At 61.6% G+C, this 22,065-nt stretch carries 14 protein-coding genes and 1 tRNA gene; 8 read left to right on the forward strand and 7 right to left on the reverse strand.

What is annotated here, in order from left to right; all coding sequences use genetic code 11:
* Positions 1-31: 31 nt before the first annotated feature.
* Together KBB96_RS20000 and KBB96_RS20005 are read right to left on the reverse strand one after the other, a co-directional pair.
* Positions 32-2,995, reverse strand: a complete 2,964-nt coding sequence (locus KBB96_RS20000; RefSeq protein WP_211631264.1) for a glycosyl hydrolase family 95 catalytic domain-containing protein — start codon at positions 2,993-2,995, stop codon at positions 32-34.
* Positions 2,996-3,032: 37 nt separating this feature from the next.
* Complete coding sequence (locus tag KBB96_RS20005) at positions 3,033-3,254, reverse strand: hypothetical protein (protein ID WP_211631265.1); 222 nt, start codon at positions 3,252-3,254, stop codon at positions 3,033-3,035.
* 166 nt (positions 3,255-3,420) lie between these two features.
* On the opposite strand from KBB96_RS20005, the gene KBB96_RS20010 reads away from it, so the two are divergent.
* Entirely contained in the window at positions 3,421-4,227 is an 807-nt protein-coding gene (locus tag KBB96_RS20010) for a helix-turn-helix domain-containing protein (protein ID WP_211631266.1), read from the forward strand.
* A gap of 33 nt (positions 4,228-4,260) precedes the next feature.
* Here KBB96_RS20010 and KBB96_RS20015 read toward each other — a convergent pair whose 3' ends face one another.
* Together KBB96_RS20015 and tyrS are read right to left on the reverse strand one after the other, a co-directional pair.
* Positions 4,261-4,512 carry a glutaredoxin family protein gene (locus KBB96_RS20015; protein WP_211631267.1) on the reverse strand — a complete coding sequence of 84 codons (252 nt, stop codon included), beginning with the start codon at positions 4,510-4,512 and terminating at the stop codon, positions 4,261-4,263.
* Between the two features lie 14 nt (positions 4,513-4,526).
* Positions 4,527-5,714 carry a tyrosine--tRNA ligase gene (gene tyrS, locus KBB96_RS20020; protein WP_211631268.1) on the reverse strand — a complete coding sequence of 396 codons (1,188 nt, stop codon included), beginning with the start codon at positions 5,712-5,714 and terminating at the stop codon, positions 4,527-4,529.
* Positions 5,715-5,869: 155 nt separating this feature from the next.
* Between tyrS and KBB96_RS20025 the strand changes: the two genes are divergently transcribed.
* Positions 5,870-12,184 (forward strand): autotransporter-associated beta strand repeat-containing protein, encoded by a 6,315-nt coding sequence (locus tag KBB96_RS20025; protein WP_211631269.1) that lies wholly within the window; start codon positions 5,870-5,872, stop codon positions 12,182-12,184.
* Between the two features lie 234 nt (positions 12,185-12,418).
* Here the strand turns inward: KBB96_RS20025 and KBB96_RS20030 are convergent, their stop codons facing one another.
* Positions 12,419-13,996 (reverse strand): esterase/lipase family protein, encoded by a 1,578-nt coding sequence (locus tag KBB96_RS20030; protein WP_211631270.1) that lies wholly within the window; start codon positions 13,994-13,996, stop codon positions 12,419-12,421.
* A gap of 109 nt (positions 13,997-14,105) precedes the next feature.
* Here KBB96_RS20030 and KBB96_RS20035 point away from each other — a divergent pair, with 109 nt between their 5' ends.
* The 4 genes from KBB96_RS20035 to KBB96_RS20050 all read left to right on the forward strand — a co-directional run bounded on the left by KBB96_RS20035 (position 14,106) and on the right by KBB96_RS20050 (position 17,515).
* Complete coding sequence (locus KBB96_RS20035; protein ID WP_211631271.1) at positions 14,106-14,717, forward strand: hypothetical protein; 612 nt, start codon at positions 14,106-14,108, stop codon at positions 14,715-14,717.
* A 79-nt stretch (positions 14,718-14,796) separates the two neighbouring features.
* Positions 14,797-14,871: transfer RNA gene (locus KBB96_RS20040), tRNA-His, on the forward strand.
* A gap of 62 nt (positions 14,872-14,933) precedes the next feature.
* Positions 14,934-15,641 (forward strand): ribonuclease III, encoded by a 708-nt coding sequence (gene rnc / locus KBB96_RS20045; protein WP_211631272.1) that lies wholly within the window; start codon positions 14,934-14,936, stop codon positions 15,639-15,641.
* Between the two features lie 125 nt (positions 15,642-15,766).
* Positions 15,767-17,515: a LamG domain-containing protein gene (locus KBB96_RS20050; RefSeq protein WP_211631273.1), complete on the forward strand. Its 1,749-nt coding sequence runs from the start codon at positions 15,767-15,769 to the stop codon at positions 17,513-17,515.
* A gap of 61 nt (positions 17,516-17,576) precedes the next feature.
* On the opposite strand, the gene KBB96_RS20055 is transcribed toward KBB96_RS20050, so the two are convergent.
* Entirely contained in the window at positions 17,577-18,437 is an 861-nt protein-coding gene (locus KBB96_RS20055; protein ID WP_211631274.1) for a sugar phosphate isomerase/epimerase family protein, read from the reverse strand.
* Between the two features lie 96 nt (positions 18,438-18,533).
* On the opposite strand from KBB96_RS20055, the gene KBB96_RS20060 reads away from it, so the two are divergent.
* Both KBB96_RS20060 and KBB96_RS20065 read left to right on the forward strand, forming a co-directional pair.
* Positions 18,534-19,310, forward strand: a complete 777-nt coding sequence (locus KBB96_RS20060) for a DUF4339 domain-containing protein (protein ID WP_211631275.1) — start codon at positions 18,534-18,536, stop codon at positions 19,308-19,310.
* Positions 19,311-19,379: 69 nt separating this feature from the next.
* Positions 19,380-21,419, forward strand: a complete 2,040-nt coding sequence (locus KBB96_RS20065) for a thioredoxin domain-containing protein (RefSeq protein ID WP_211631276.1) — start codon at positions 19,380-19,382, stop codon at positions 21,417-21,419.
* A gap of 3 nt (positions 21,420-21,422) precedes the next feature.
* On the opposite strand, the gene KBB96_RS20070 is transcribed toward KBB96_RS20065, so the two are convergent.
* Entirely contained in the window at positions 21,423-21,896 is a 474-nt protein-coding gene (locus KBB96_RS20070) for a nuclear transport factor 2 family protein (protein ID WP_211631277.1), read from the reverse strand.
* Between the last annotated feature and the right edge of the window lie 169 nt (positions 21,897-22,065).

Below are 22,065 nucleotides of genomic sequence, written 5' to 3' on the forward strand. Positions count from 1 at the left end.
TATGCGATGCAATGGAGGGAACGGAGAATGATCAGTCCGGCAGCGTGCGGATGACGGCACGGTAGAAGACGCGGCCGCTGCCGGGGGTGATGGGCAGGGTGCCGGTGCCTGCGCTGGTTGTGTCGCGGGTGATGACGTCACTCCACGTTTGGAGGTCCGTGGATGACTGGATCACGTAGCGGCGGTCCTTGATCTCGGACCACGACAGCGTGAGTCCGCCCGGCGAGGGAGTGAGGCTGACGTGCGGATGGGAAGCGCGTGCGCCGGGATCGGTGCCTGCCAGCCATTCGGCATAGGTGCTGAAGCCGTCTCCATCCGCGTCATCCGCACCGGTGACATTGGTGTCGATGGCGTAGGACTGGCCCGGGGTGGTGTTGAAGACGAGGAGTCCGTCGCGCTTGGTTACGGCATTTGTAGTATTTCCTGTCCGGACGAAGGCGCCCGGGCTGGTGATGGTGGCGGGAAGGCGCAATGTGGCGGCCTGGCCGCCGGTGGAGCGCAGCGTGACAGCGGTCGGAGCGCCGCCCTGCCATGAGGCATCCACCTCGTAACCACCCCGGGCGCGCAATCCGGTGAACGATCCGGCGGGCCAAGCGGAAGGCAGGGCGGGAAGCACTGCGATTTCACCGGCATGCGATTGCAGCAGCATCTCGCACACCGCGCCCGGGTAGCCGAGGTTCCCATCGATCTGGAACGGCGTGTGGGTGGTGAAGAGATTCTGCATCGTGTTGTAGGTGAAGAGACCGCGCACCATGTCGTGGGCGTTCTCCGCATTTCCGAGGCGCGACCACAGTGCCGCGCGCCACGGCCACGTCCAGGAGCGGCGGGAATCCCCGGTGGTGCCGCGGTCCAGCAGCGAAACCGCGGAGGCCGTCACATACTGCGGCGTGTCCACCGGATTGAACTGGAAGCCGGGATAGGCGGCGTAGAGATGCGAGGTGTGGCGATGGCCCTCGTGCTCCAACGTTGGACGCTCGGTGGTCCATTCCATCACCTGGCCCCATGAGCCGATGCCGGGCAGCAACAGCTTCGAACGCAGGTCGATGAGCTGGGCGCGGAACGTCGGCTCGATGTCGAGGACTTGCGAAGCCGCGATGGTGTTCGTGAACAGATCCCAGATGATCTCCTGGTCATAGGACACGCCGTCCTCGGTGGGGCCGTGTTCCGGTGACCAACCGTTGGGCGAGACGAGCTTGCCATCGGCCCGCGTCTTCAGCCGGGCGATCCAGAATTGGCAGATCTCCTTCATCGTCGGCCATGCCGTATTCTGAAGGAAGGCGGTGTCTCCGCTGTATTGGTAGTGCTCCCAGTAGTGGCGGGCGAGCCATGCGGAGGACGGGGTGTCCCAGTTCCAACCGTGGCCGCCGAAGGGGTTCACGGAGGTGCGCATCGTCCAGCCCGGGATGGTGCTGCCGAAGCCCGCTTTCGTGGCCGTGCGGCTCAGCGGTTCGATGGCCTCCAGGAAATTGAACAGCGGTTCATGGCACTCCGGCAGGTTCGCCGGTTCCGCCATCCAGTAGTTCATCTGGAGGTTGATGTTGGTGTGGTAGTCGGAGAACCACGGCGGGTTGTTGCTGTTGTTCCACAGTCCCTGCAGGTTCGCGGGCAGGGAATCGCGCGAGGAGGAGATGAGCAGATAGCGCCCGAACTGGAACATGAGGCTCTCCAGATGGTTGTCGGTGCCACCGGCCTGATAGGCACTGAGACGGGAAGGCGTGAGCGTTTGCGCGGGCGGCGCGCCGAGATCGAGCGAGACGCGGTTGAAGAGCGATTGGTAGTCCGCGATGTGGGCGGCCTTCAACGCGGCGTACCCGGCTGTCTGCGCCGCATCCAGCCGCGCGTTCACGGTGGTCATGGGCAGGATGCCATTCCGGAACGCGGGAGTCGTGGCGGCATCCATTGCATAGTCCGTCGCCGCCGCATGCAGCAGCAGCAGTGAATCGCAGTTGGTAGCTTGGAGCGTGTTGCCGGAAACCGTCAGCGTGCCACCGGTGGCGATCACCCGCACTTTTGTGGCGTAGCGCAGGCTGTTGTTCGACAGCGTGCCGGAGAAAGAGACCTCATTGCCGCTGGCGGCGGGTGTTTCCGAATGGCCGCCTGCCAGGCGGATCACGGTGTTGATCTTGCCGCTGGAGTCGGCACTGATCCGGGTGGCGATCACCTGTCCCGGACGGGAGGCGAAGGTCTCGCGGTTGAAGTTCGTGGTGCCTTGTGTCCACGCCACCGTGTGGACGGCGGTGGTCAGATCGAGCGCGCGCGAGTAGTTCGTCGGCAGGACCGCGGCGGGTGCGCCGGTGAATCCGATTTCCGAAAGCTGGAAGTGTGGCACCGCGCTGCCGTTGGTCGGATCGGTGGTGTTCGGTGTGAAGACGAACCGGTAGCGCGTGAACGAACCGGTGGAAGCGGGTGTGAAGGACACCTTTTGCCTCCGCGATGGGAAGGGCCAGACAGGTGAGGAGGAGGTGCTGAGCGCGCGGCTGTCCAGCGTGGTCCAAGTGGTGCCGTCATTCGATCCCTGGAAAGTCCATGTACGCGGATCGCGGGCAGGGACGTCATCGGCGGAGGTGATGGAGTAGCCAGTGAGGGTGGCGGAGGTCGGGAAAACGATCTGCCAGATGATCGTCTTGCTGTTGTGGATGATGCACCACTTGGTGTTGGTGCTGCCGTCGTAGCTCTTGTCCACCGTCTGGCCCGCGGACCCCGCGGTATGATCGGCGATCGTCGGATTGCTCACCACCGGCGCACCCACACCCGGTGTGTCCAGATACAGATCGCCGAAGGTCTGGTAGGCGCCGAATTGATTGATGTCGTAGCCTCCGGAGAGGTTCGCTCCGCCGGTCCACAGGCTGATCTCGTTGAACTGCATGCGCTCCGCCGCGGCATCCCCGTAGATCATCGCCCCCATCCGGCTGTTTCCCACCGGCAGGGCTTGGGATTCCCAATCGGTGGCTGCGGTGTTGAAGCGGATTTCGAGCGGCCCGGAAGCCGAGGCCACCAGCGACGTGGCGAGAAAGAATGACGATATTTGTGTCTTAAATGACTTCCTGATAAGAGGATGGCGGGATGCGTCGCTTTGCGATGATTGGTTTTTCGGGCAAATCGGGCTGATCATTCCCGGATTGCGCCGTTTGTCGCCGATCAAGGCGGAGCAATTCTCCAAAACAGAGCATGATTGGTTGCAGCCAATAAAATAGCGCAGCCAAATACTGTGGAGAATGTTTGGGCAGATGCTCAAAGAAGTCGGGGGTTTTCACAGAAGAAAGGGTTGTCTTCCGTTGGGTTTATCCGTGCAATATTGGATAATTTAAGCTTCCTATCGCGTAGAGTCCATGTCCTCAGATGCCCAGAAATGTATCCTTTTTTGATCTCCGGGAGAGAAACCGCGGGGCCTATGACAATCCGGCATCCGGGGTAGGGATCGTGTACTCCCCCTTGGGAGCACCGCCGACGAAGGATCAGATCGTGATCCATGAGGTCGGCTATCTGGCGCGGAACTACTGGTGGGTTTTTCCCAACACGGTCAGCCCCTTCTGGCGGCTCTATTACAATTCACGCTCCGGCCACAAGATGGTGATCGGCGATCGCGAGGTGGAACTGGAGCCCGGCCATCTGGTCATCATCCCGGACCACGTGTTGTTTCATCCTTATGGCACGGAGGCGGTGCCGCATTTCTGGATCGCGTTCTCGCCCGGACTGCTCCTCGCGAAGCCGGGGCCGCTGCTTCTCCCGGTAAGTCCGGAGGAGAGGGGATTGGTCGAAAGGATCTGCGGCAAGTTCACCGGTCCAGCGGAGGGTGACCGTTTCGCCATCTATCACCAGAGCGCCGCTTTGCTGCATTTGGTGGTGAGCCGTGAGGAGATTGGTTGGAACGATGCGGAACGATCGCCTGTGCTGGTGAAAGTGACCGATTACATCGCGCGGAACTTCGTCTCGCTGCCGGACGTTCCGGTCCTGGCGAAGATGGCGGGCGTTTCCGCACGCACGTTGTCCGCGATGTTCCAGCGGGAATATCATGTCAGCCCCACGCGCTTCATCGCGCGGGTGCGCACCAGCGAGGCCGCGAAGCTGCTGGCGGAGACAAGCTTGAGTCTGGACGAGATCGCGGAGAAGACCGGTTTCCCGAACCGCTATTATCTCACGCGGGTCTTTACCAAGCTCACCGGAAAATCCCCGGCCCGCTTCCGCAAGGAAAGCCATGCGGCTGCGATGGGGAAAGAAGAGCCGTGAGGCTTCCGCTTCGCGGCCACGATGGACGGGCAATCACACCACGCCGCGCTTTTTCAGGAACGGCACCAGCTCGTCCACGCCGAAGTCCGCGAGCACCTCGCCATGCCAATCCATCGTCGGAGCCTTTGATTGGCCGGAGAGATCCACCATCTCCTGCATCGCCTCGCGGTTGCCGCTGACAACGATCGTCTCAACCTCGATCTTCTTCTTGTCGAGATACTCGATCACATCATCGCACCACGGGCAGCCGGTTTTGATATAGAGGATGGGAAGTTCGGAGGCCATGGGATGCAGATGGATTAGATGAAACGGACCGCGTGCTTCTTCGAGAGTTTCAGCACGTCGCCCGCCTGCACCGATACGGCGGCGGAGGGATCCGTCAATTTCTCTCCATTGAGCTGGACCGAGCCGGTGGTGATGAACTGCTTGCGCAGCTCCCCATTCGACTTCTCCACTTCGAAGGCGATCTTGAAGCAGTGGGCCGAGAGTGTAAGCACGTTCGCATCCGCTGGCAGATCAGCGAGTGACAGTTCCGGGAGATCGGCGGCGGCGAGATCCTTTTTGGAAAAGCGGGTGTCCCAATCCGCGCGCGCGGCGGTGCCAGCCTCCGCGCCGTGGTAGCGCGAGGTGAGCTTTTCCGCGAGGGCCTTCTTGGCCTCCATCGGATGAACGTCCGGTGAAAGCGTTTCGCCCAACAGGAGCTGGTAGTAGCGCGCCATCAGGGTGTCGGACACGCTCATCAGTTTGCCGAACATTTCCTGCGGCGGGTCGTTCACGCCGACGTAGTTGCCGTAGGACTTCGACATCTTCTTCACGCCATCGAGACCTTCCAGCAGCGGCACGACCATCACCACCTGCTGCGGCTGGCCTTCCTCCTTCTGGAGATCGCGGCCGACGAGGATGTTGAAAAGCTGGTCGGTGCCGCCGATCTCGACATCGGCGCGGATCTCCACGGAGTCCCAGCCCTGCATGATCGGGTACTGGAGTTCGTGCAGGCGCACTTCCTGGGCGGAATCGAGGCGGTTGCGGAAGTCCTCGCGCTGGAGCATCTGCTGGAGCGTCACGCGGGAGTTGAGCTTCAGCACCTCCTCATAGGTCATCTTGCGGAACCAATCACCGTTGTAAACGACCTCGGTTTTCTCCGGATCGAGGATTTTGAAAGCCTGGGTGGTGTAGGTCTCGGCATTGGCCAGCACTTCATCGCGGGTGAGCGGCGGGCGGGTGACGGAGCGGCCGGACGGATCGCCGATGGTGGCGGTGAAATCGCCGATCAGCAGCACGGCCTGGTGGCCGAGTTCCTGGAACTGGCGCAACTTTTCGAGAGCGACGGTATGGCCGAAGTGGATGTCCGGGGCGGTCGGGTCCACGCCGAGTTTCACGCGCAGCGGGCGGCCGAGCGCGAGTTTGTCGGCGAGTTCCTTTTCCGAGAGCACCTTGGCGGTGCCTGCGGTGAGCAGACGGAGTTGTTCGGCGGCCGGGAGCGACATGCGCGGGACGCTAGAGGCGGCGGGCGGGCGAGTCCAGAGCGCAGACGGGGGGAGTTTCAGGGCGGGTGGAAACAGCCCTGTAAAACGTGGATTGCATATTCTCCAACAATCTCCTACAACGTTAACCCCCCAAAAATCTTTTACCCCGCTTTCCCATGAAGACGAAATTCGTTGGTCGTGGTTTGTGGTTTCCTTCTCCGGTCCTGATTGTGGCCGGTCTGCTGGCCGCCAGTGGCAACGCCACCGCCGTCATCTACATCAAGGCGAACAATACGATCGCCCTGAACACCACTGGGAGCTGGACCACCGCGGGTTCACCCGGGTCCCTCGATGTGGCGCTGTGGAACAACACCGTCGCCTCCGGAAACGTCACCGCCTCGCTCGGCGCCAGCATGTCGGTGGCCGGCATCCAGATCGGGGATGGTGGCAATCCCGGCGGCAATATCGTCATCAATGGCGCGGCCGGCCAGACCCTTACGCTCGGTGCGAACGGCATCGTCGCACTGGGTACCGGTTCCAGCCCGAGAGGACTCACGATCAATGCGGACACGGTGATCAGCGCCGATCAGATCTGGGACATTGGTTCCGGCGTGGTCACGGCTCCCACCGTCTTTTTCAACCAAACCGGAGCGATGTCCGGAGACGCCGCGCGGATCCTGACCAAGTCCAGTTCCGGAGCGGCCACGATTTCGTCCCTCGCCTCGACTTACGCCGGGAAATATGTGGTCAACGGTGGAACCCTGGGCATCAGCGGAGACCTCGCGCTGGGGCCGGTGCCGGGCGTGCTTACGTCCGACTATCTCACGCTCAATGGCGGCATCCTGGCGAACATGACCGGAGCCACCTCCAGCACCGCGTTCACCTCCGGATTTGATATCACTCTTGCGATCAACCGCGGCATCACGCTGGGAGCGGGGGGAGGCAGTCTTCAAACCGGGTTCAATCGTACCCTCACGGTTCCCGGTGTCATCACCGGTGCGGGAGGGCTGACGAAGACGGACATCGGCACGCTCGTTCTTTCCGGTGCGAACGACTACACCGGAGCCACGACCGTCAATCCCAACGGTGGCACGTTGAAGCTCACCGGCTCGCTGACTTCCAATGCCAGCGTCGGATCGGGCGCCACCATCACGGGCAGCGGCAGCAGCACCGGCTCGCTTTCATTGCTCAACAATTCCAACCTCCTGGTCGGCTTTCCGGTGCTCACCTTCAACGGTGTCAATGTCTCGGCCTCCGCGAACATCGTCCTGGCCAATCCCTCGCCGGTGGTAGGGACGAAGAATGTCGATCTCATCAACTATGGGCCGGGCGTGGCGACAGGCACCGGCAATTTCAACATCGCGGGTTTCCGCAACGCTTCCGTCATCAATGACACATTCAACGCCAAACTGGTGCTCCAGTATGATGTATCTCTTCTGACATGGGAGACGGCGAACACCACTTGGAGCACCGGCGGGGCCTTTGCTCCGGGACCGCTGACCTTCCAGTCCGGGGATTCGGTTGTTTTCGACTCGCCGGATGCGGTGACACTTTCCGGAACGATGTACCCCTCGTCGGTGCTGGTGAACAACACCGTGGGCACCTTGTCGATGACCGGCACGGGTTTGATCGCCGGGGGCACCATCGTGACAAAGGACGGCGCGGGCACGTTCCTGTTCTCCACGCCGAATACCTATCTCGGCCAGACGGTGGTGACGGCGGGAACCCTCCAGATCGGAAACTCCAATGCGCTGGGGGCCTCGGGCAGCGGGAATGAAACCATCGTCGAGGATGGGGGCACGCTGGACGTGAACGGCATCGCGCTTTCCACGACCAATGTGGCGGAGCTTGTCCAAATCGCCGGAGCGGGAGTGGGTGGCAATGGCGCGCTGGTCAACAACAGTGTCACCGCCCAGCAGAACGCGCTGAACAATCTCACGCTGACCGCGAATGCGACCGTGGGAGGAGTTTCCCGGTTCGATCTGCGCAGCGCGGGTACCGGCACGCCCTCGACCTTTCTCAACATGGGTGGCTTCACCCTGACCAAGGTCGGGGCGAACCAGTTCAGCATCGTCGGCACGCCCATTTCGCTCGGGAGCATCGTCATCAATGCGGGTACGCTGAGCCTGGAAACCAGCACCACCACCGCGGGAGCGGGCACGATCACCATCGCCAGCACCGGCACGCTCGGGTTGTGGGCGAATGGCGCCGGTAACATCACCTGGCCGGTGACTTCGAATGGCGGGACGATCAATAATCTCGGATCGGCAGGCACACTGAGCAGCACCATCGCCCTGGCCACCGGCACGACCACCACGTTGACCGGCAGTGCCGCCACTACGTTGCCTTCGGCCATCACCGGTTCGGGAGATCTCGTGAAGACCGGCTCGAGTTCCTACACCTTCACTTCCACCGCGAAGACCTTCACCGGCAAGCTGGCGATCAACCAGGGGACGATCGTGCAGGACTCGGGTGGAACTCTGGGCGGGACACCGGCCAGCTTCGTGGCGGATGGCCTCAGCTTCAATGGCGGCACGATCAGCAACAGCGGGGGAGTCATCGCCAACTTCAGCGTGGCAACCAACCGGGGAGTGACGGTCAATGCCGGAGGAGGCACGTTCAATGGCGACAGCACTTCCGGCAATATCGGCATCACGGTGGACAGCATCATCAGCGGCACCGGGCTCCTGACCAAAACCGGCGGCGGTTTTCTCCGTTTGAACGGGGCGAATACCTGGAGCGGAGGCTTCACCGTCACCAACGGTTCTCCGTCCACCAACGGAAACGGTGCCCTCATGCTCGGCCATGTTTCGGCCCTGGGGACGGGCAACGTCACCTACACCAACAGCGGCAATATCACCGGGATGAGATTCCTGGTTTCGCCGACTCTCGCCAACAATATCACTCTGAGCTCCGGAGCGGTCACGAACCGCTTCCTGATCGATGCGTCGAAGAACGTGGTCCTGCAGGGAACGATCGCCGGAGGCAATGCGGGTGGCACCTGGCAGCTCGACATCGACGCCACCTCCACACTCACCCTGTCCGGCAACAACACCTATGTGGGCACCACCAAGCTCAATTCCGGCAAGCTGCTGGTCTCCACCAACAACACCGTTCTGGGGACCAGCACCTTGTCCGTGGCGGGAAACTCGACCTTGTCCACCGTCGCTCCGGACAGCCCGCGCAATCTGGCGAATGCCGTCTCGATTGCGACGGGGATCACGCTGACTCTCGACAGCAGTCCTTCGACGCTGACCTTGAGCGGGCCGGTCAGCGGCGCGGGTTCGATCACTCATCCCAATACCGCGAACCTCACCCTTTCCGGTGCCAATGCTTCGTTCACCGGAACCAGCACCTTCAATGCCGGGGTGCTCAACCTGGACTACAACACCCAGAACAACTCCAAGCTGGCGGATGCGGCATTGCTGACTCTCAATGGCACCGCCCTGGTGTTGAACGGAGGTTCGCACAATGAACTGATCGGCGGACTGACATTCAGCGGATTCGCCTCCATCTCGCGCAACAGCGGTTCCTCGACGCTCTCGCTCGGCACCATCACCCGCACCAACGGACAGTTGGATATCGGTGGCCTGGGATTGGCCACGACCACCTCCGCCAACGTCAACGGCCTGCTGCCGGGGGTGATCCTGAACGGTTCCACGCTTTCGATGAATGACGGCAGCGGCAACATCGTGCCCTTGAACGTGTTCTCCGATCTGGTCCGGCTCGGCGGCGTGGTGGCGAATGATGGCTCGTTGAACCAGCGGATCATCGAAGGCGGTGTCTCCGGAAATGTCACTCTCGCGGCGGCGACGACCGATACGAACACGCTTACGGTGAATTCAAACGGCGGTCTGGCCACCATCAGTGGTTCGACCACGCTGCGGCTTGGTGCGGTGGGCACCCTGTTGGCTACCTCCGCCAGCAGCGGCGTCACGGTCACCGTGCCGAACCTCACCGCGGGCGGCCCGCCCACCAACACGGCGGGAGAGCTGGTCCTGAACAACTCCCAGGTGACCGTGCCGATGAGCATCAGCTCGTTGCTTGTGGATAATGGCACCGGTGTCGTGAAGGTGGTCAAAGTGGGAGCGGGGAAAACCATCCTCACCGGAGTGAACACCGCGACCGGCGGGTATGCCATCGGAGCGGGATCGCTTCAGGTCGGAGATGGCACGGGTACCGGCACCACCGCAACCTTGGGAGCGGGTTCGGCGGTGGCGATCTCCAGCGGAGCCGGGCTGATGTTCAATCTCAAGACCGTCATCAATACGAACGTGGACGGCGCCGGGGCGATCAGCGGGCTGGGCAGCGTGGTTTACAACGGCCTCAACGGTGCGGCTCCGAACGGCGGCCTGAGTGTCTATGCGGTGAACAACGCGAGCACCTACAGCGGCGGCACCACGATCAACAACGCCCGCACCAACGTTGGCAATTCCACCGCATTCGGCACGGGCCCGGTGACCGTCAATGCGGGCGGGCAGATTTATGTGAACACCAACAGCCTCACGATCGCCAATGCCCTCGACATCAAAGGAAACGGTTGGTTTGAAAATGGCACGGTGAGCGTCAATGGCGCTCAAAACGGAGCGATCCGCGTTGATGGAACCAGCACCGTTTTTTCCGGATCGGTGAACATGTCCGCGGATGTCCGCATCGGAGCCGGGTCTTCGGTATCGCCGGTGTTTTCCGGAGTGGTCGCGGGAGTGGGGAATCTTGAGATCAACGGCGCGGCGAATGTCAGCGGCACGATCATCTTTTCCGGTAACAACACCTACACCGGCACCACCACCATCACCACCGGTGTGCTCCAGATCGGGAATGGCGGTACCAGCGGGACATTGGGCGTGGGTGGTCCGGTCACCAACAACGCGACCCTGCGCTTCAACCGCACGAATGCGCACACGGTTGCCAACAATATTTCGGGCACCGGCTCCGTGGTTCACACGGGAACCGGCACGACGACGCTGGCAGGCAGCAACACCTACTCCGGAGGAACCACCCTGACCGCCGGTACCTTGTCGCTTGGGTCGAGCACCGCCATCGGCACCACCGGCACGATCAGTTTCGGAGGCGGAACCCTGCAGTTCAATGCCATCAACACGACCGACTATTCCGCCCGGTTCTCCCAAGTCTCCGGACAGCAGTACAAGCTGGACACCAACGGCCAGGCCGTAACCCTCGCGACCGCCCTGACCGGCCCTGCGGGCAGCCTGACGAAGATCGGGCAAGGGACCCTCAGCCTCACCAATGCGTCCAACCTGCTGGGCAACGGCATCACCATCTCGGACAACGGCGGATCGCTGCTGGTGCCGAACACGGGTGCGCTCGGAACGGGCACGATCACCCTGAGCAAACAAGGGGTGAACACCGGCATCCTCGTACTCCAGCTTTCGGGAACGAATACGATCGCCAACAACTTCAACTCCGCGTCCTCCACCACCCTCAGCGGCGGGGGCACGCCGGGCATCCAGAACGTCACCGGCAATACCAAGATCACCGGCAATCTGACGGTCACCAGCACCGGCGGGAACGGATTCAACATCCAGTCCGATGCCGGTGTGGGCAACTTCCTTGAATTGTCCGGCACTCTTGGGGTGGGGGCCGCCATCACGACCCCTCGCACGAATTCCCTGGGTGGGGCGGGCAATGGCTTGGTCAGTGGAGTCATTCAGGACAGCACCACCACTCCAGCGGCCACCATGGCGCTCTCCAAGGCCGGGTCGGGCACTTGGACACTCACCGGTGCGAATACCTACACCGGCAATACGACGGTCAACGGCGGCGTGCTTTCCCTGACCACGCCGTACCTGGCGGATGCGTCCTTCATCACGATCGCCACCAGCGGTGCCACGCTGGATCTCAACTACGTCGGCACGGATACCGTGGGACAGTTGTTCTTCGGCGCGGTCCAGCAGCAGGCGGGAACCTGGGGTTCCCCCACATCGGCCGCCGCGCATAAGACCACCCGCATCACCGGCACCGGCATTCTCAACGTGTTGACGGGGGCTCCATCAACCCTTTACGACACATGGATGTCCCTCTACGGCCTGACCTATGGCCTGAACGACGCCAAGAACCAGGATCCGGACAACGATGGCTCCAACAACCTCGCCGAGTTCGCCTTCGACAGCAATCCCCTCTCGGGAGTCGCTAGCGGGAAGATCATCGTGAAGGTGGCGACCATCGGGCCGGACCAGGTGCTGACCCTCACCCTGCCGATCCTCACCGGGGTCGCCTTCAGTTCGCCGGACGGCATGGAACTGGTGTCCACGGTAGCGGTTGAAGGCGTGATCTACCACATCCAGGGCAGCAGCGATCTGGGCACCTTTGATGAGGTCGTCTCCGAGCTCAATCCGATCGACACCGCCGCCGTTCAGGCGACCCTCACCTTACCGACGATCGATAGCGGATGGACCTACCGGACCTTCCGGACCGCTGGGACGGTGGCGACGGATACAAAGAAATTCATGCGTGCGAAGGTGAATGAATGAGGGAAAAAGGCCAGTTGACCAAAAAAAGTAGGCAGAAATCCCAACGAATGTTGCTTGCAATCTGGATGTTCGAGCGTATTTAATGGCGGCGATTCGATTGCGCGCAATAAATGCAAGTTTCGGATCCGGGCTGCTTGGGCAGACCTGACGATTTTCTTGGGTACATGCAATGAACGAAAAAGATGGCCGGGTGGGAAACCATCCGGCCATCTTTTCTTTTTGAAAGCCAGTCGGTTAGTTGATGCCCGCGTGTTTCCGGAGGATGCGGATCACTTCCTGCCCTGCTTCCTCATTGCTGGGAACTCCGTGGCCGCTGGGAACGATCTTTTCGCTCTCCACGTGGTCGAGGTGGGATGACCAGTAGGGCACGATGCCGTCGCTGCTGTTCGGTGTATCGCCCCGGCCACGATCACCGATGATCGAGTGGAGATGCAGGCGGGAGGGCAGGTGGGTCTTTTGGAGAGCCTGCACGCTGGGATCGTTCGGGGACAGGTTGTCGATGGCGGTCGGCAGGTGGCCGGATTCAGGAAGCAGCATGTTGCCGGCGTTCCGCATGGCGATGTCTACCATTTCCACCGTGAGGGTTTTCGGCAGGCGCACGAGGCGGGACAGCCAGGTGAAGATGACGCGTTCCGCCAGCGGGCTGCCCTGATGAGGCACCGCCATGAAGACGATGCGGTCCGGGAAGGTGATGGGATGGTAAAGGATACCGGTTTCGATCATCTGGCGTCCCTGCGGGCTCAGGTTGAGTTGGTCGATGGGTTTCTTGAAGAAACCGTCATAGAAGCACTGGCCCGGTTCGCTGACGGCGGTGCGGGTGATGAGGCCGCCCATGGAGTGTGCCACGATTACGGTCTTGTTGATATTGCCGCGGTCGCCGTGGGCCTTGGCGTAGGCCGCAGCGGCATTCATATAGCTACGGAAGCGGGCCGCACTGAGGATCCACGGATTGCCGGTGGGGTAGTTGAAAAGCCAGACCTGGTATTTTTTACGAAACCATTCCTCACCGGCCAAGGTGTTGATCAGATGCTTGAAGGCGGCGGGACTGGAATTGATGCCGTGGATGAAGACGAGCGGGATGCGATCCGGATCGTAGGGCTGTCCGAAGTAGAGGCCGGTTTCCTCGGTGAAGCGGTCGGGGAGGATCACCTTCAGCGCATCGAAGTCGTCCAGGTCGCTCATGTGCCAGTAGAAGGCGTGGCTGGCGGACCAGTCGGTGTTGTATTTTACGGTCCGTCCTCCGATCTCGGTGCTGTCCTTCTGAAGGGGCGCGCCGAACTGCCAGGTCGGCTGGCTGCCGCGGTCGAAACGCAGGACCGCGGTGACATTGAACGGCTGGCCTGTCGGAGGTGCGAATTTCGCCCGGGACTGTTCCTTGCCCTCGGATGACTGGGCGTGCCAACCCACCAGCGGAATTCCGAGTCCGGGTGTGGTCTGGCGCGGGCCGACCGACGAGGTGTTCACAAGGTTCGCCGGGAAGAGGGACTGGATGTTTTCCAGATAAGCGTCGTCCTCGCCATGAGCCTGGATGCGGGTGCCGAGCGAGGCCGCAGCCTCTTGCCAAGGGCGAGCGGGGCAGCGCATCTGGTCGAAGAGTTTTGCCACCGCATCATTGTAGGCTGCTTGGGCCGCCGGCCACTGGGCACGGCGTGCGGGGTTGGCCAGAATGTGCCAATCCGCCCGAGCCTCCGCGATCAGGGCTGCGGCAGGCACGCGGGATTCCTTGGGGACGCTGGGGCAGCTGGGAGCCTTCGGGGCTCCGCACTGGGTGAGCATCAGCACGGCCAAGGCGAGGGCGGGGAATCGGGTCATGGCGGAGTCGCCCGCATCATGCGGTCGGAGCCTTTTCTGCCAAGTTCGGAATGGCGGTGTGGGCCGTAGTGGCTCGACAAAGAGGAGGGAGGATGATTTCGATGGAGTCATGTCGGACCCTTATCTTCCCGGTGCCCCCTTCGGTCAGCCTTCTCCGTCAGCCTTCCCGCCTCCCGCCCGCCCGGCGCAGGTCCGTGTGTTCGGCATCCTCCATCTTGTCATCGCCTGCCTGGGAGTGCTGATGGTTCTCTTCTCGCTGGCCATGCAGGGTATGACCCGCACGATGATGGAAAATCAGGAAAAGGCCGGCGGCGTGCAGGAGCTCCAGGCCAAGATGACCCGTGAACTGACCGAGGCCACGAAATCACTGACCTACGCGCAGCACGGTGCCTCCATCATCCTGGCGGTGATGCTCGTCATCGCGGGGCTCGGTCTCCTGAAGTGGAAACGAAGTGGATTGAAATGGTCGAATGCCTACGCGTGGACCTCGATCCTCATGAAGATCCTCCTCATCGTGCTCATGTTCGTGGTGGTGCTGCCGCGGATGAACACCTTCTTCGATCAACTGGAAACGGGCGCGAAGGGTGACAAGACCATGATCGGAGTGATGAAAGCCACGATGATGGGCAGCATGGTGGTGAGCCCGCTGCTCTACTGCATCTATCCGGTGCTGGTGTTGATCCTTCTGAACCGGAAGTCCGTGCGGGAAGCGCTTTCGTGAAAGGTTTTGGCGGCGCGGGCGATTTTTCACTTCCCAAATCCGGGAACGTCGCGTAGTTCTCCCGCCCGCCGAAAAAATGGTGGCCGTAGTTCAATGGTAGAGCCCCAGATTGTGATTCTGGTTGTTGCGGGTTCGAGTCCCGTCGGTCACCCCACTTTTCTCATCGGGTAGCGTCAGCGTCCGGGTGAGGAGAGAGGAAACCTCGACCGCGTGACCATGCAGCCCCTCGAAAGCCGGATCGGCTACAAATTCCGTAATTCGTTCCTCCTTGCGGAAGCGCTCACCCATCCGAGCCTCGCCTACGAGTCCCAGCGGCCTCATTTCGACAACCAACGGTTGGAGTTTCTCGGCGATGCCGTGCTGCAACTGATCCTCACCGAGGAACTCTTCAAGATGTTCCCGGACTTTCCGGAAGGCCGCCTGACCAAGCTCCGCTCCCGGGTTGTATCGCGCCGGGCCTTGGCCCGTTTCGCGATGACCATCCACCTCGGCGACTACGTGTTGCTGGGGAAGGGCGAGGAGTCCACCGGCGGCCGCCGCCGTCTTTCCACCTTGGCGGATGCCTTTGAGGCGCTCATCGGTGCCGTTTACCTTGATTCCGGTGTCGCTGCATCCCGCGAGCTGGTGCTGCGCCTGCTCCAATCGGAGATCGGCGGACTCGCGGCCAGCCCGGAGGAGCGCAATCCGAAGGGTGAGCTTCAGGAATGCCTGCAATCGCTTTGTCCGCAGGCTCCCACCTACCGGATCATCGGCGAGAGCGGTCCCGACCACCGCCGTGTGTTCCAGGCGGAGGTCGCCTGGCAGGGATTGATCCTCGCCACCGGCAAGGGCAAGAGCAAGAAGGAGGCCGAGGCCCGCGCCGCATCCGAGGCACTCCGCTCCCGTGTATGGGAGAGGGAGGAGTGGAAGAAAGGTCAGGCCTGATGGCATATCCATCCTCTGTGACGGGGATGTGATGTTTGGTTTGACCGTGTAAGTTGCACGGCGGAGTTGAATAGACTTGAGTGAACTCAGGAGGCTGGGCACGCAGATGGCATACGCCTTGTACCATGAAGTTGCCCCCGCTTTCATCCTGCACCTTGCTGTTGCTGCTGGCTCCCGCCGCCCATGCCATCCAGGACACCAATGGCAATGGCATGGGGGATGCCTGGGAGAAGTACTTCAATGGCGGTAGTTTGTTTTCCGCGGCTAATACCAATCATGCCGCGACCGCTGATCCGGATCGTGATGGCTGGACCAATGCCATGGAGGCCTTGGCGGGAACGGACCCTTTCAAAGCCACCGCGCCGACGGGACATGTGGATTTGAAAATCACCCGCACGGTCCCGGATGACTTGCTCAAGTTCTCGTGGCTGTCGCAGGCAGGGAAGGTCTATCAACTGGAGACGTCTCCCAATCTCATGGCCTGGAGTTCTTCCGGTGCTCCGGAAGAAGGCACGGGAGCGGAAATCCAACGTACGCTGGGTGGTCCGGTGGATGTGAAGCGGTTCTGGCGCGTGAAAATCACCGATTCCACCGTGGACCCCGATGGTGACACGTTGAATGCCTGGGAAGAGAACGCGCTCGGCACGAACCCGCTGCTGGCCGATACGGACGGCGACAACATCCCGGACAACCTTGATCCCTATCCGACGGTGAATGCCGCGTTGTCCGATCCGGATGGCACGGGAGTTTCCGCGGCCTTTGCCACCGGGTTGAAGGGCTTCTGGGATTTCGAGTCGATCCAGGGGGCCACCTTTGCCGACCGTTCCGGAAGCAACCGCCACGCCACCTCCTTTTCCGGAGGGCCGGTTCGACTCGGCATGCCGTCACAGGCGGCGCGCCTCAACACCACCGGCTATATCACGATCCCCCCGGCGACTGTTAAGCCTGCTAACGCAAGCCAAGACATTTGGACGGCCAGCGGGTGGTTTCGGTTGGGCAAAGACAGCATCAAGAATTCCAATGGATTCTTCCGAGTCATTTTCTCGCTTTATGATCAGCAGGGGACGGGACCAGCACCCAATTATGCCACTCTTGCCCAAGGGACCTGCTTCATGTTGCGGCGGACCGCCGCAGGCCAACAGTGGTATGTGGGCGGGTATCGTCAGTATGCGTCGGATGGATCGAACGGCACGTCGGTAGGCAGCCCTCTCACCGATTTCAACGGCTATGACTTTTCTTGGACCAAGGGGACTGCGGATGACGGCAATTGGCATCATTTCGCGGTGACTTACGCGCCTTCCATGGCGAACGGCCAGAGGGTTTATCTTGATGGTGTACTCGTGAAGCAGGTGGCGACTCAGTACTATCCTGTAGCCTACGATACCGATACGACTTTCACATTTGGCCGACTTTACCCGGCATATGCACCCAGTGCCCTGCCGGATGCCATGTTGGACCGCCTGCGGGTCCACTCCCGCGTGCTGAGTGCCACGGAAGTGCAGGACCTGTTCCATCAAGATGCCGATGGCGATGGCCTGTGGGACGTCACCGAATCCCGCACCGTGAACTGGGTGGACGCGAACTCCAACGGGGTGGTGGATGCCGGGGAATATACCTACGTGTCCTCCCCCTACCTCTGGCAGGCGGCATCCACCGATCACGATGGAGATGGCCTGACCGATTTGCAGGAGCAGACCGCCGGCACGGACCTGACCAAGGTCGATACCGATGGCGACCTGATGCCGGACGGATGGGAAGTGACCTACGGTCTGAACCCTCTCAGCTCCGCCGATGCCGCGGTCGATACCGATCACGACGGCAAAACCAACCTCTACGAGTACCAGCACGGCACCAATCCGACGGTGCCGAACTGAACCTTCCGGCCGGATTCGCTTGCCCGCGTGACGGAACACGGGCAAGCCGGTGACTTTTTCGTCACGCCTTCAGCTTCGAATAGGCCCGCAGATAGCCCACGCACTGGGAGATTTCCGGAACGGATGTTTCCCAGTTGTGCTCATACTCGATGCTGACGTTACCCGCGAAACCCTTCGAGCGAACTTCATCGAGGATGGCGGGCAGGTTGATCACGCCGGTGCCGAAGGGACGGTCGTGGGTCCATTTCTCGATCGATTCACGATCCTTGAGATGGAAGGAGCGGATGCGGGTCGAGATTTTCTTCACGATTTCGAGCGGCTCCCAGCCGGAGGAGGCGAGGTGGCCCACGTCACAGCAGAAGCCGACATTCTCGTGGCGGTCCTTGATCTGCTCCCAGGTCTTGAGCGGATCGCCGAGCTTGGTGCCCTTCGGGTGGTTGTGGAAGCAGACCTTCACGTCGTATTCCTTGGCGAGCTTCTCGATGGTGTCGAGGGCTTCGAGGGATTCGGTGGTCAGGCCGTAGAGGCCGAGGGTCTTGGCCATTTCGAAGGTGGCGCGGGCTTTCGTCTCATCCTTCGGGACGTCGCAGACGCCGTAGTTCACGGCGACCAGACCGTTTTTGGAGAGGTGATCGAGCAGGCTTTGATAGATCTCGGGCTTGAGGTCGGGACCCATCTTGAGATCGCCGTGGGGGCCGCCGAGTTTCTGGCCGGGGTAGAGTTCCACGGAGGATGCCCCGGTCGAGGCGGCCTTTTCAATGGCCTCCCAGAGGGTGTATTTGTTGAAGGACCAGCACTGCACGGCGATGGAAAAGCCGGCTGCGGTGAGCGCGGGCTGCGGGATCGGTTTTCCATTGGAGCGCATGGCGAAAAGGACGGAGACGGCGGGGACCATCGTGAGCAGGGATCGGCGTTTCATCATGACAATGCTTGGGGAACAGACGCCCGGTGGCGAGGGATTCTTTCCGGGGCGCGGCGGGTTTGACGATTTCGGTACGATAGGGTATTCCGGGGAGCAATGAGCGACGTGCCGCAGGACGCCTGGTTTTTCTCCAAGGATGGGAAGCAGTACGGCCCCGTGGGCATGGAAGAACTGAGATTCGTCGCCAGCCAGGGCCAGCTCCACCCGCGCCAGGATCTGGTGTGGCGGCACGGCATGGAACAGTGGACTCCTGCCGGAGAAATCGAAGGCCTCTTCGAGAAAGTGGTGGCGGTGCCGGAAGCGGCGGTGATCCTCGCTCCGCCGATCAATCTCGAAGTACCCACCGATGAGGAAGAGGCGGCGCGCGAACTGATGGCCCATCAGAAGGATTGGGTTGGAGTGAGTCGCATCGGCTACCCCATCGGCATCATCCTGGTTCTCTTGGGCGCCTATTTGGTCACGAAGTATCTGGTGCCCTTTGCCGCGCCTTTGATCAAGGACGCTCCGCAATCCCTCCTGGCCATTCCGGTGCTGACGGTTTTGGGGCTTGTCGTTCTCAGTGTGAAGCGTCTCCGGAACGTTGGCATGAGCGGCTGGTGGCTTCTCGGTGCATTGGTTCCATTTCTGGGCCTTTGGGTCGGCTATCGCGCGGTTGCCTGTCCCGGTGGTTACCAGTTCCACCGCAAGATGGATGGGGTCGGGATCTTCCTCGCGATCCTCTATTGGTTGGGGGTGCTTTGCCTGGTCCTGTTGGTCGTAGTGGTCGTGCTGGCGATATTCGGTGCGCTGGGGGACCCCGAATTCCAACAGAAGATGAAGGAGGCCATCGAAGAGGGGCAAAGGCAGGCGGCTGCCAGGCGTCCGGCTCCTTGAGGGCCCTTGTTTGGGAGCCGGGATGACATTCCCGGTGGCCATGCCGCCGGGTTCGATGTTTGTTGCGGCATGCCCAACGCGCTCATCGGAGAGACTTCTCCCTATCTGCTCCAGCACGCCTGCAATCCGGTGGAGTGGCAGCCGTGGAGCGAGGAGGCATTCGCGCGGGCAAAGGCGGAGGACAAGCTGGTGTTTCTCTCGGTGGGTTACTCGACCTGCCACTGGTGCCATGTGATGGAGCATGAGAGCTTCGAGAACGAGGCGATCGCCGTGTTGATGAACCGTCACTTCATCAACGTGAAGGTGGACCGCGAGGAACGCCCGGATGTGGATGCGACCTACATGGCTTTCGTGCAGGCTACGACCGGACAAGGCGGATGGCCGATGAGCGTGTGGTTGACTCCGGAGGGGAAACCGGTGGTTGGCGGTACCTATTTTCCACCGGAGGACCGCCATGGACGCGCCGGCTTTTCGCGCTTGTGCGAGGAGATCGGGAAACTGTGGAAGGACGATCGTGCGAAGATGGAAAGCAGCGCCGAGAAGGTGATGATTCATCTGCGCGCGGAGGCGGATGTCGGCGCGGTGATGCAGGGCCTGCCGGATACGCGGGTGTTCGGGGATTTCATCGATCGTTGTGAGGCGATGTTCGATCCGCAGGAAGGCGGCTGGGGTGGTGCGCCGAAATTTCCGCGTCCCGTGGTGCCGCGATTGCTGCTCCAGCTGTCGGAACGGTTCGGCCCGGAGAGCGAGGAAGGCGCGGCGTGCCTGCAGATGGTCGAGCGCACACTGGATGCGATGCAGGCGGGCGGAATGAACGACCAGCTCGGCGGCGGATTCCACCGCTACTCGGTGGACCGCTATTGGCACGTGCCACATTATGAAAAGATGCTCTACGACCAGGGTCAGCTCGCGTCGCTGTATCTGGATGCCTGGCAGGCCACGGGCAAGGACAGCTATCGTGAAACCGCCGAAGACATCTTCCGCTACGTGCTGGATGAAATGACCGATGAAGGCGGCGCCTTCCACGCGGCGGAGGATGCGGACAGTCTGCCGGAGGCGGATGCCGCGAAGAAACGGGAAGGGGCTTTCTGGACGTGGGAGGCGGATCGGATTTTCGACCTTCTCGATGCGAAATCCGCGCTCATCTTTTGCGCGGCATACGGCGTGCAGGCGGAGGGCAACGCCCGCTCGGAAAGCGATCCGCACGAGGAGCTTGTCGGGCAGAATACGCTGTATCGCGCCCTTGCACCGGAGTCGCTTGCGACCCGGTTCGGGATGACCGTGGAGGAGATTCGCGAAAGCCTCGGACAATCGCGCCGTGTGCTGCTGGCCGCCCGCAAGCAACGTCCTATGCCACATCGTGATGACAAGATTGTCACGGCGTGGAACGCCTTGATGATCGGAGCTCTCGCGCGAGGTGCGCGGGTGCTGGATCGCTCGGATCTGCTCGATGCGGCGAAAAAAGCGGCGGCTTTTCTATGGGAAAATCTTTGGGACGGACGACGCCTCTTCCGCAGCTATCGCCAGCGGAATAGTGGCATCGCTGCCTTCGCTGCCGACTACGCCTTCCTCATCGCCGCTTTCATCGATCTGCATTCCGCGGATGGAGATGCCATTCATCTTGATCGCGCGCTTGAACTCCAGGCCGCGATGGATGGGGAGCACTGGGATGGTGAGCGCGGCGGTTACGTCATGAAGGCCGAGCTCGCAGGCCAGCCGTTGTTGGTGATGCGCGAGGACTACGATGGCGCGGAGCCTTCACCGGGGCATGTCGCGGCGGAAAACCTCCTGAAGCTTTCCATGCTCACCGGGCGCACGGAATTCGCCGGACAAGCGGAAATCATCCTGCGCGCGGAGGCAAGGGTGGCGGCCAGGCAAGGCTTCGCCGTGCCGGTGTTGTTGTCCGCGTGCGATCTTCATGATCGCGGCGTGATGAAGATCGAGCGGCAGGGTGATGCGGCTCCCGAACTCGAGGCGGCTTTGCGCTCCACCTATCTGCCGCGGGCGGTCTTCAGCCGCAGCGAGGGGCCCGGCCAGGTGATCGTCTGTGAAGGCCGTGTTTGCCTGCCTCCAGTCAGGTCATTGGAGGAATGGCGGGTTCGGTCCTGAGGTTTATCTTCCCGCCTGCTTGTAGACTCCGGGATCCGGAGCCAATGACGAGATCTTCAACCGCCGGTGGAAGAAGCGCATCAGCGAACCGAGAAACGGAACCTCCCCATACACAACGAAGGAGGCATCCCAGAGGTCCTGCTGGTGCGAGATCCGGCCGTCGCTTGCGAATTTCACATGACTGGCGCCGGTGATGGAGTGGTCCTTGCCACGGAAGCTGTAGAGCAGCGTCCAGAGCAGAAAGCCGCTGTGCTGGTCGCCCTGGGCATCGATCACTTCCATGGACCATGCGTCCATGCTTTTCAAAGAGTCCTCATAGACGCCACGCAGGGCGGGCAGGCCGTTGGCCTCGCGGATGGGATCGCGGAAGTGGACGGAGGGGGAATAGATATCGCTGAGTTGGTCGAGCTTTTTGAGGCTCAGTTTTTCGTAGTGGGCCACGATGGCGGCGAGGGACTCGGGACAGGAGATGGACATGATGAAGGCGAACGGACGGGGAGCGATAGCAGCGTCGGCGGGGTCCGCAAGCACTCATGGATTCTGTTAGATCGGGCTGCGGAATCCACGCGCGGGTTTTCACCTGGAGGCGGGTCGGTGGACCCGGGAATTTACGAACTTTTGCTTCCGTGGAGCGGATCGCCGGGGC

Source organism: Luteolibacter ambystomatis, assembly GCF_018137965.1.
Lineage (GTDB): Bacteria > Verrucomicrobiota > Verrucomicrobiia > Verrucomicrobiales > Akkermansiaceae > Luteolibacter > Luteolibacter ambystomatis.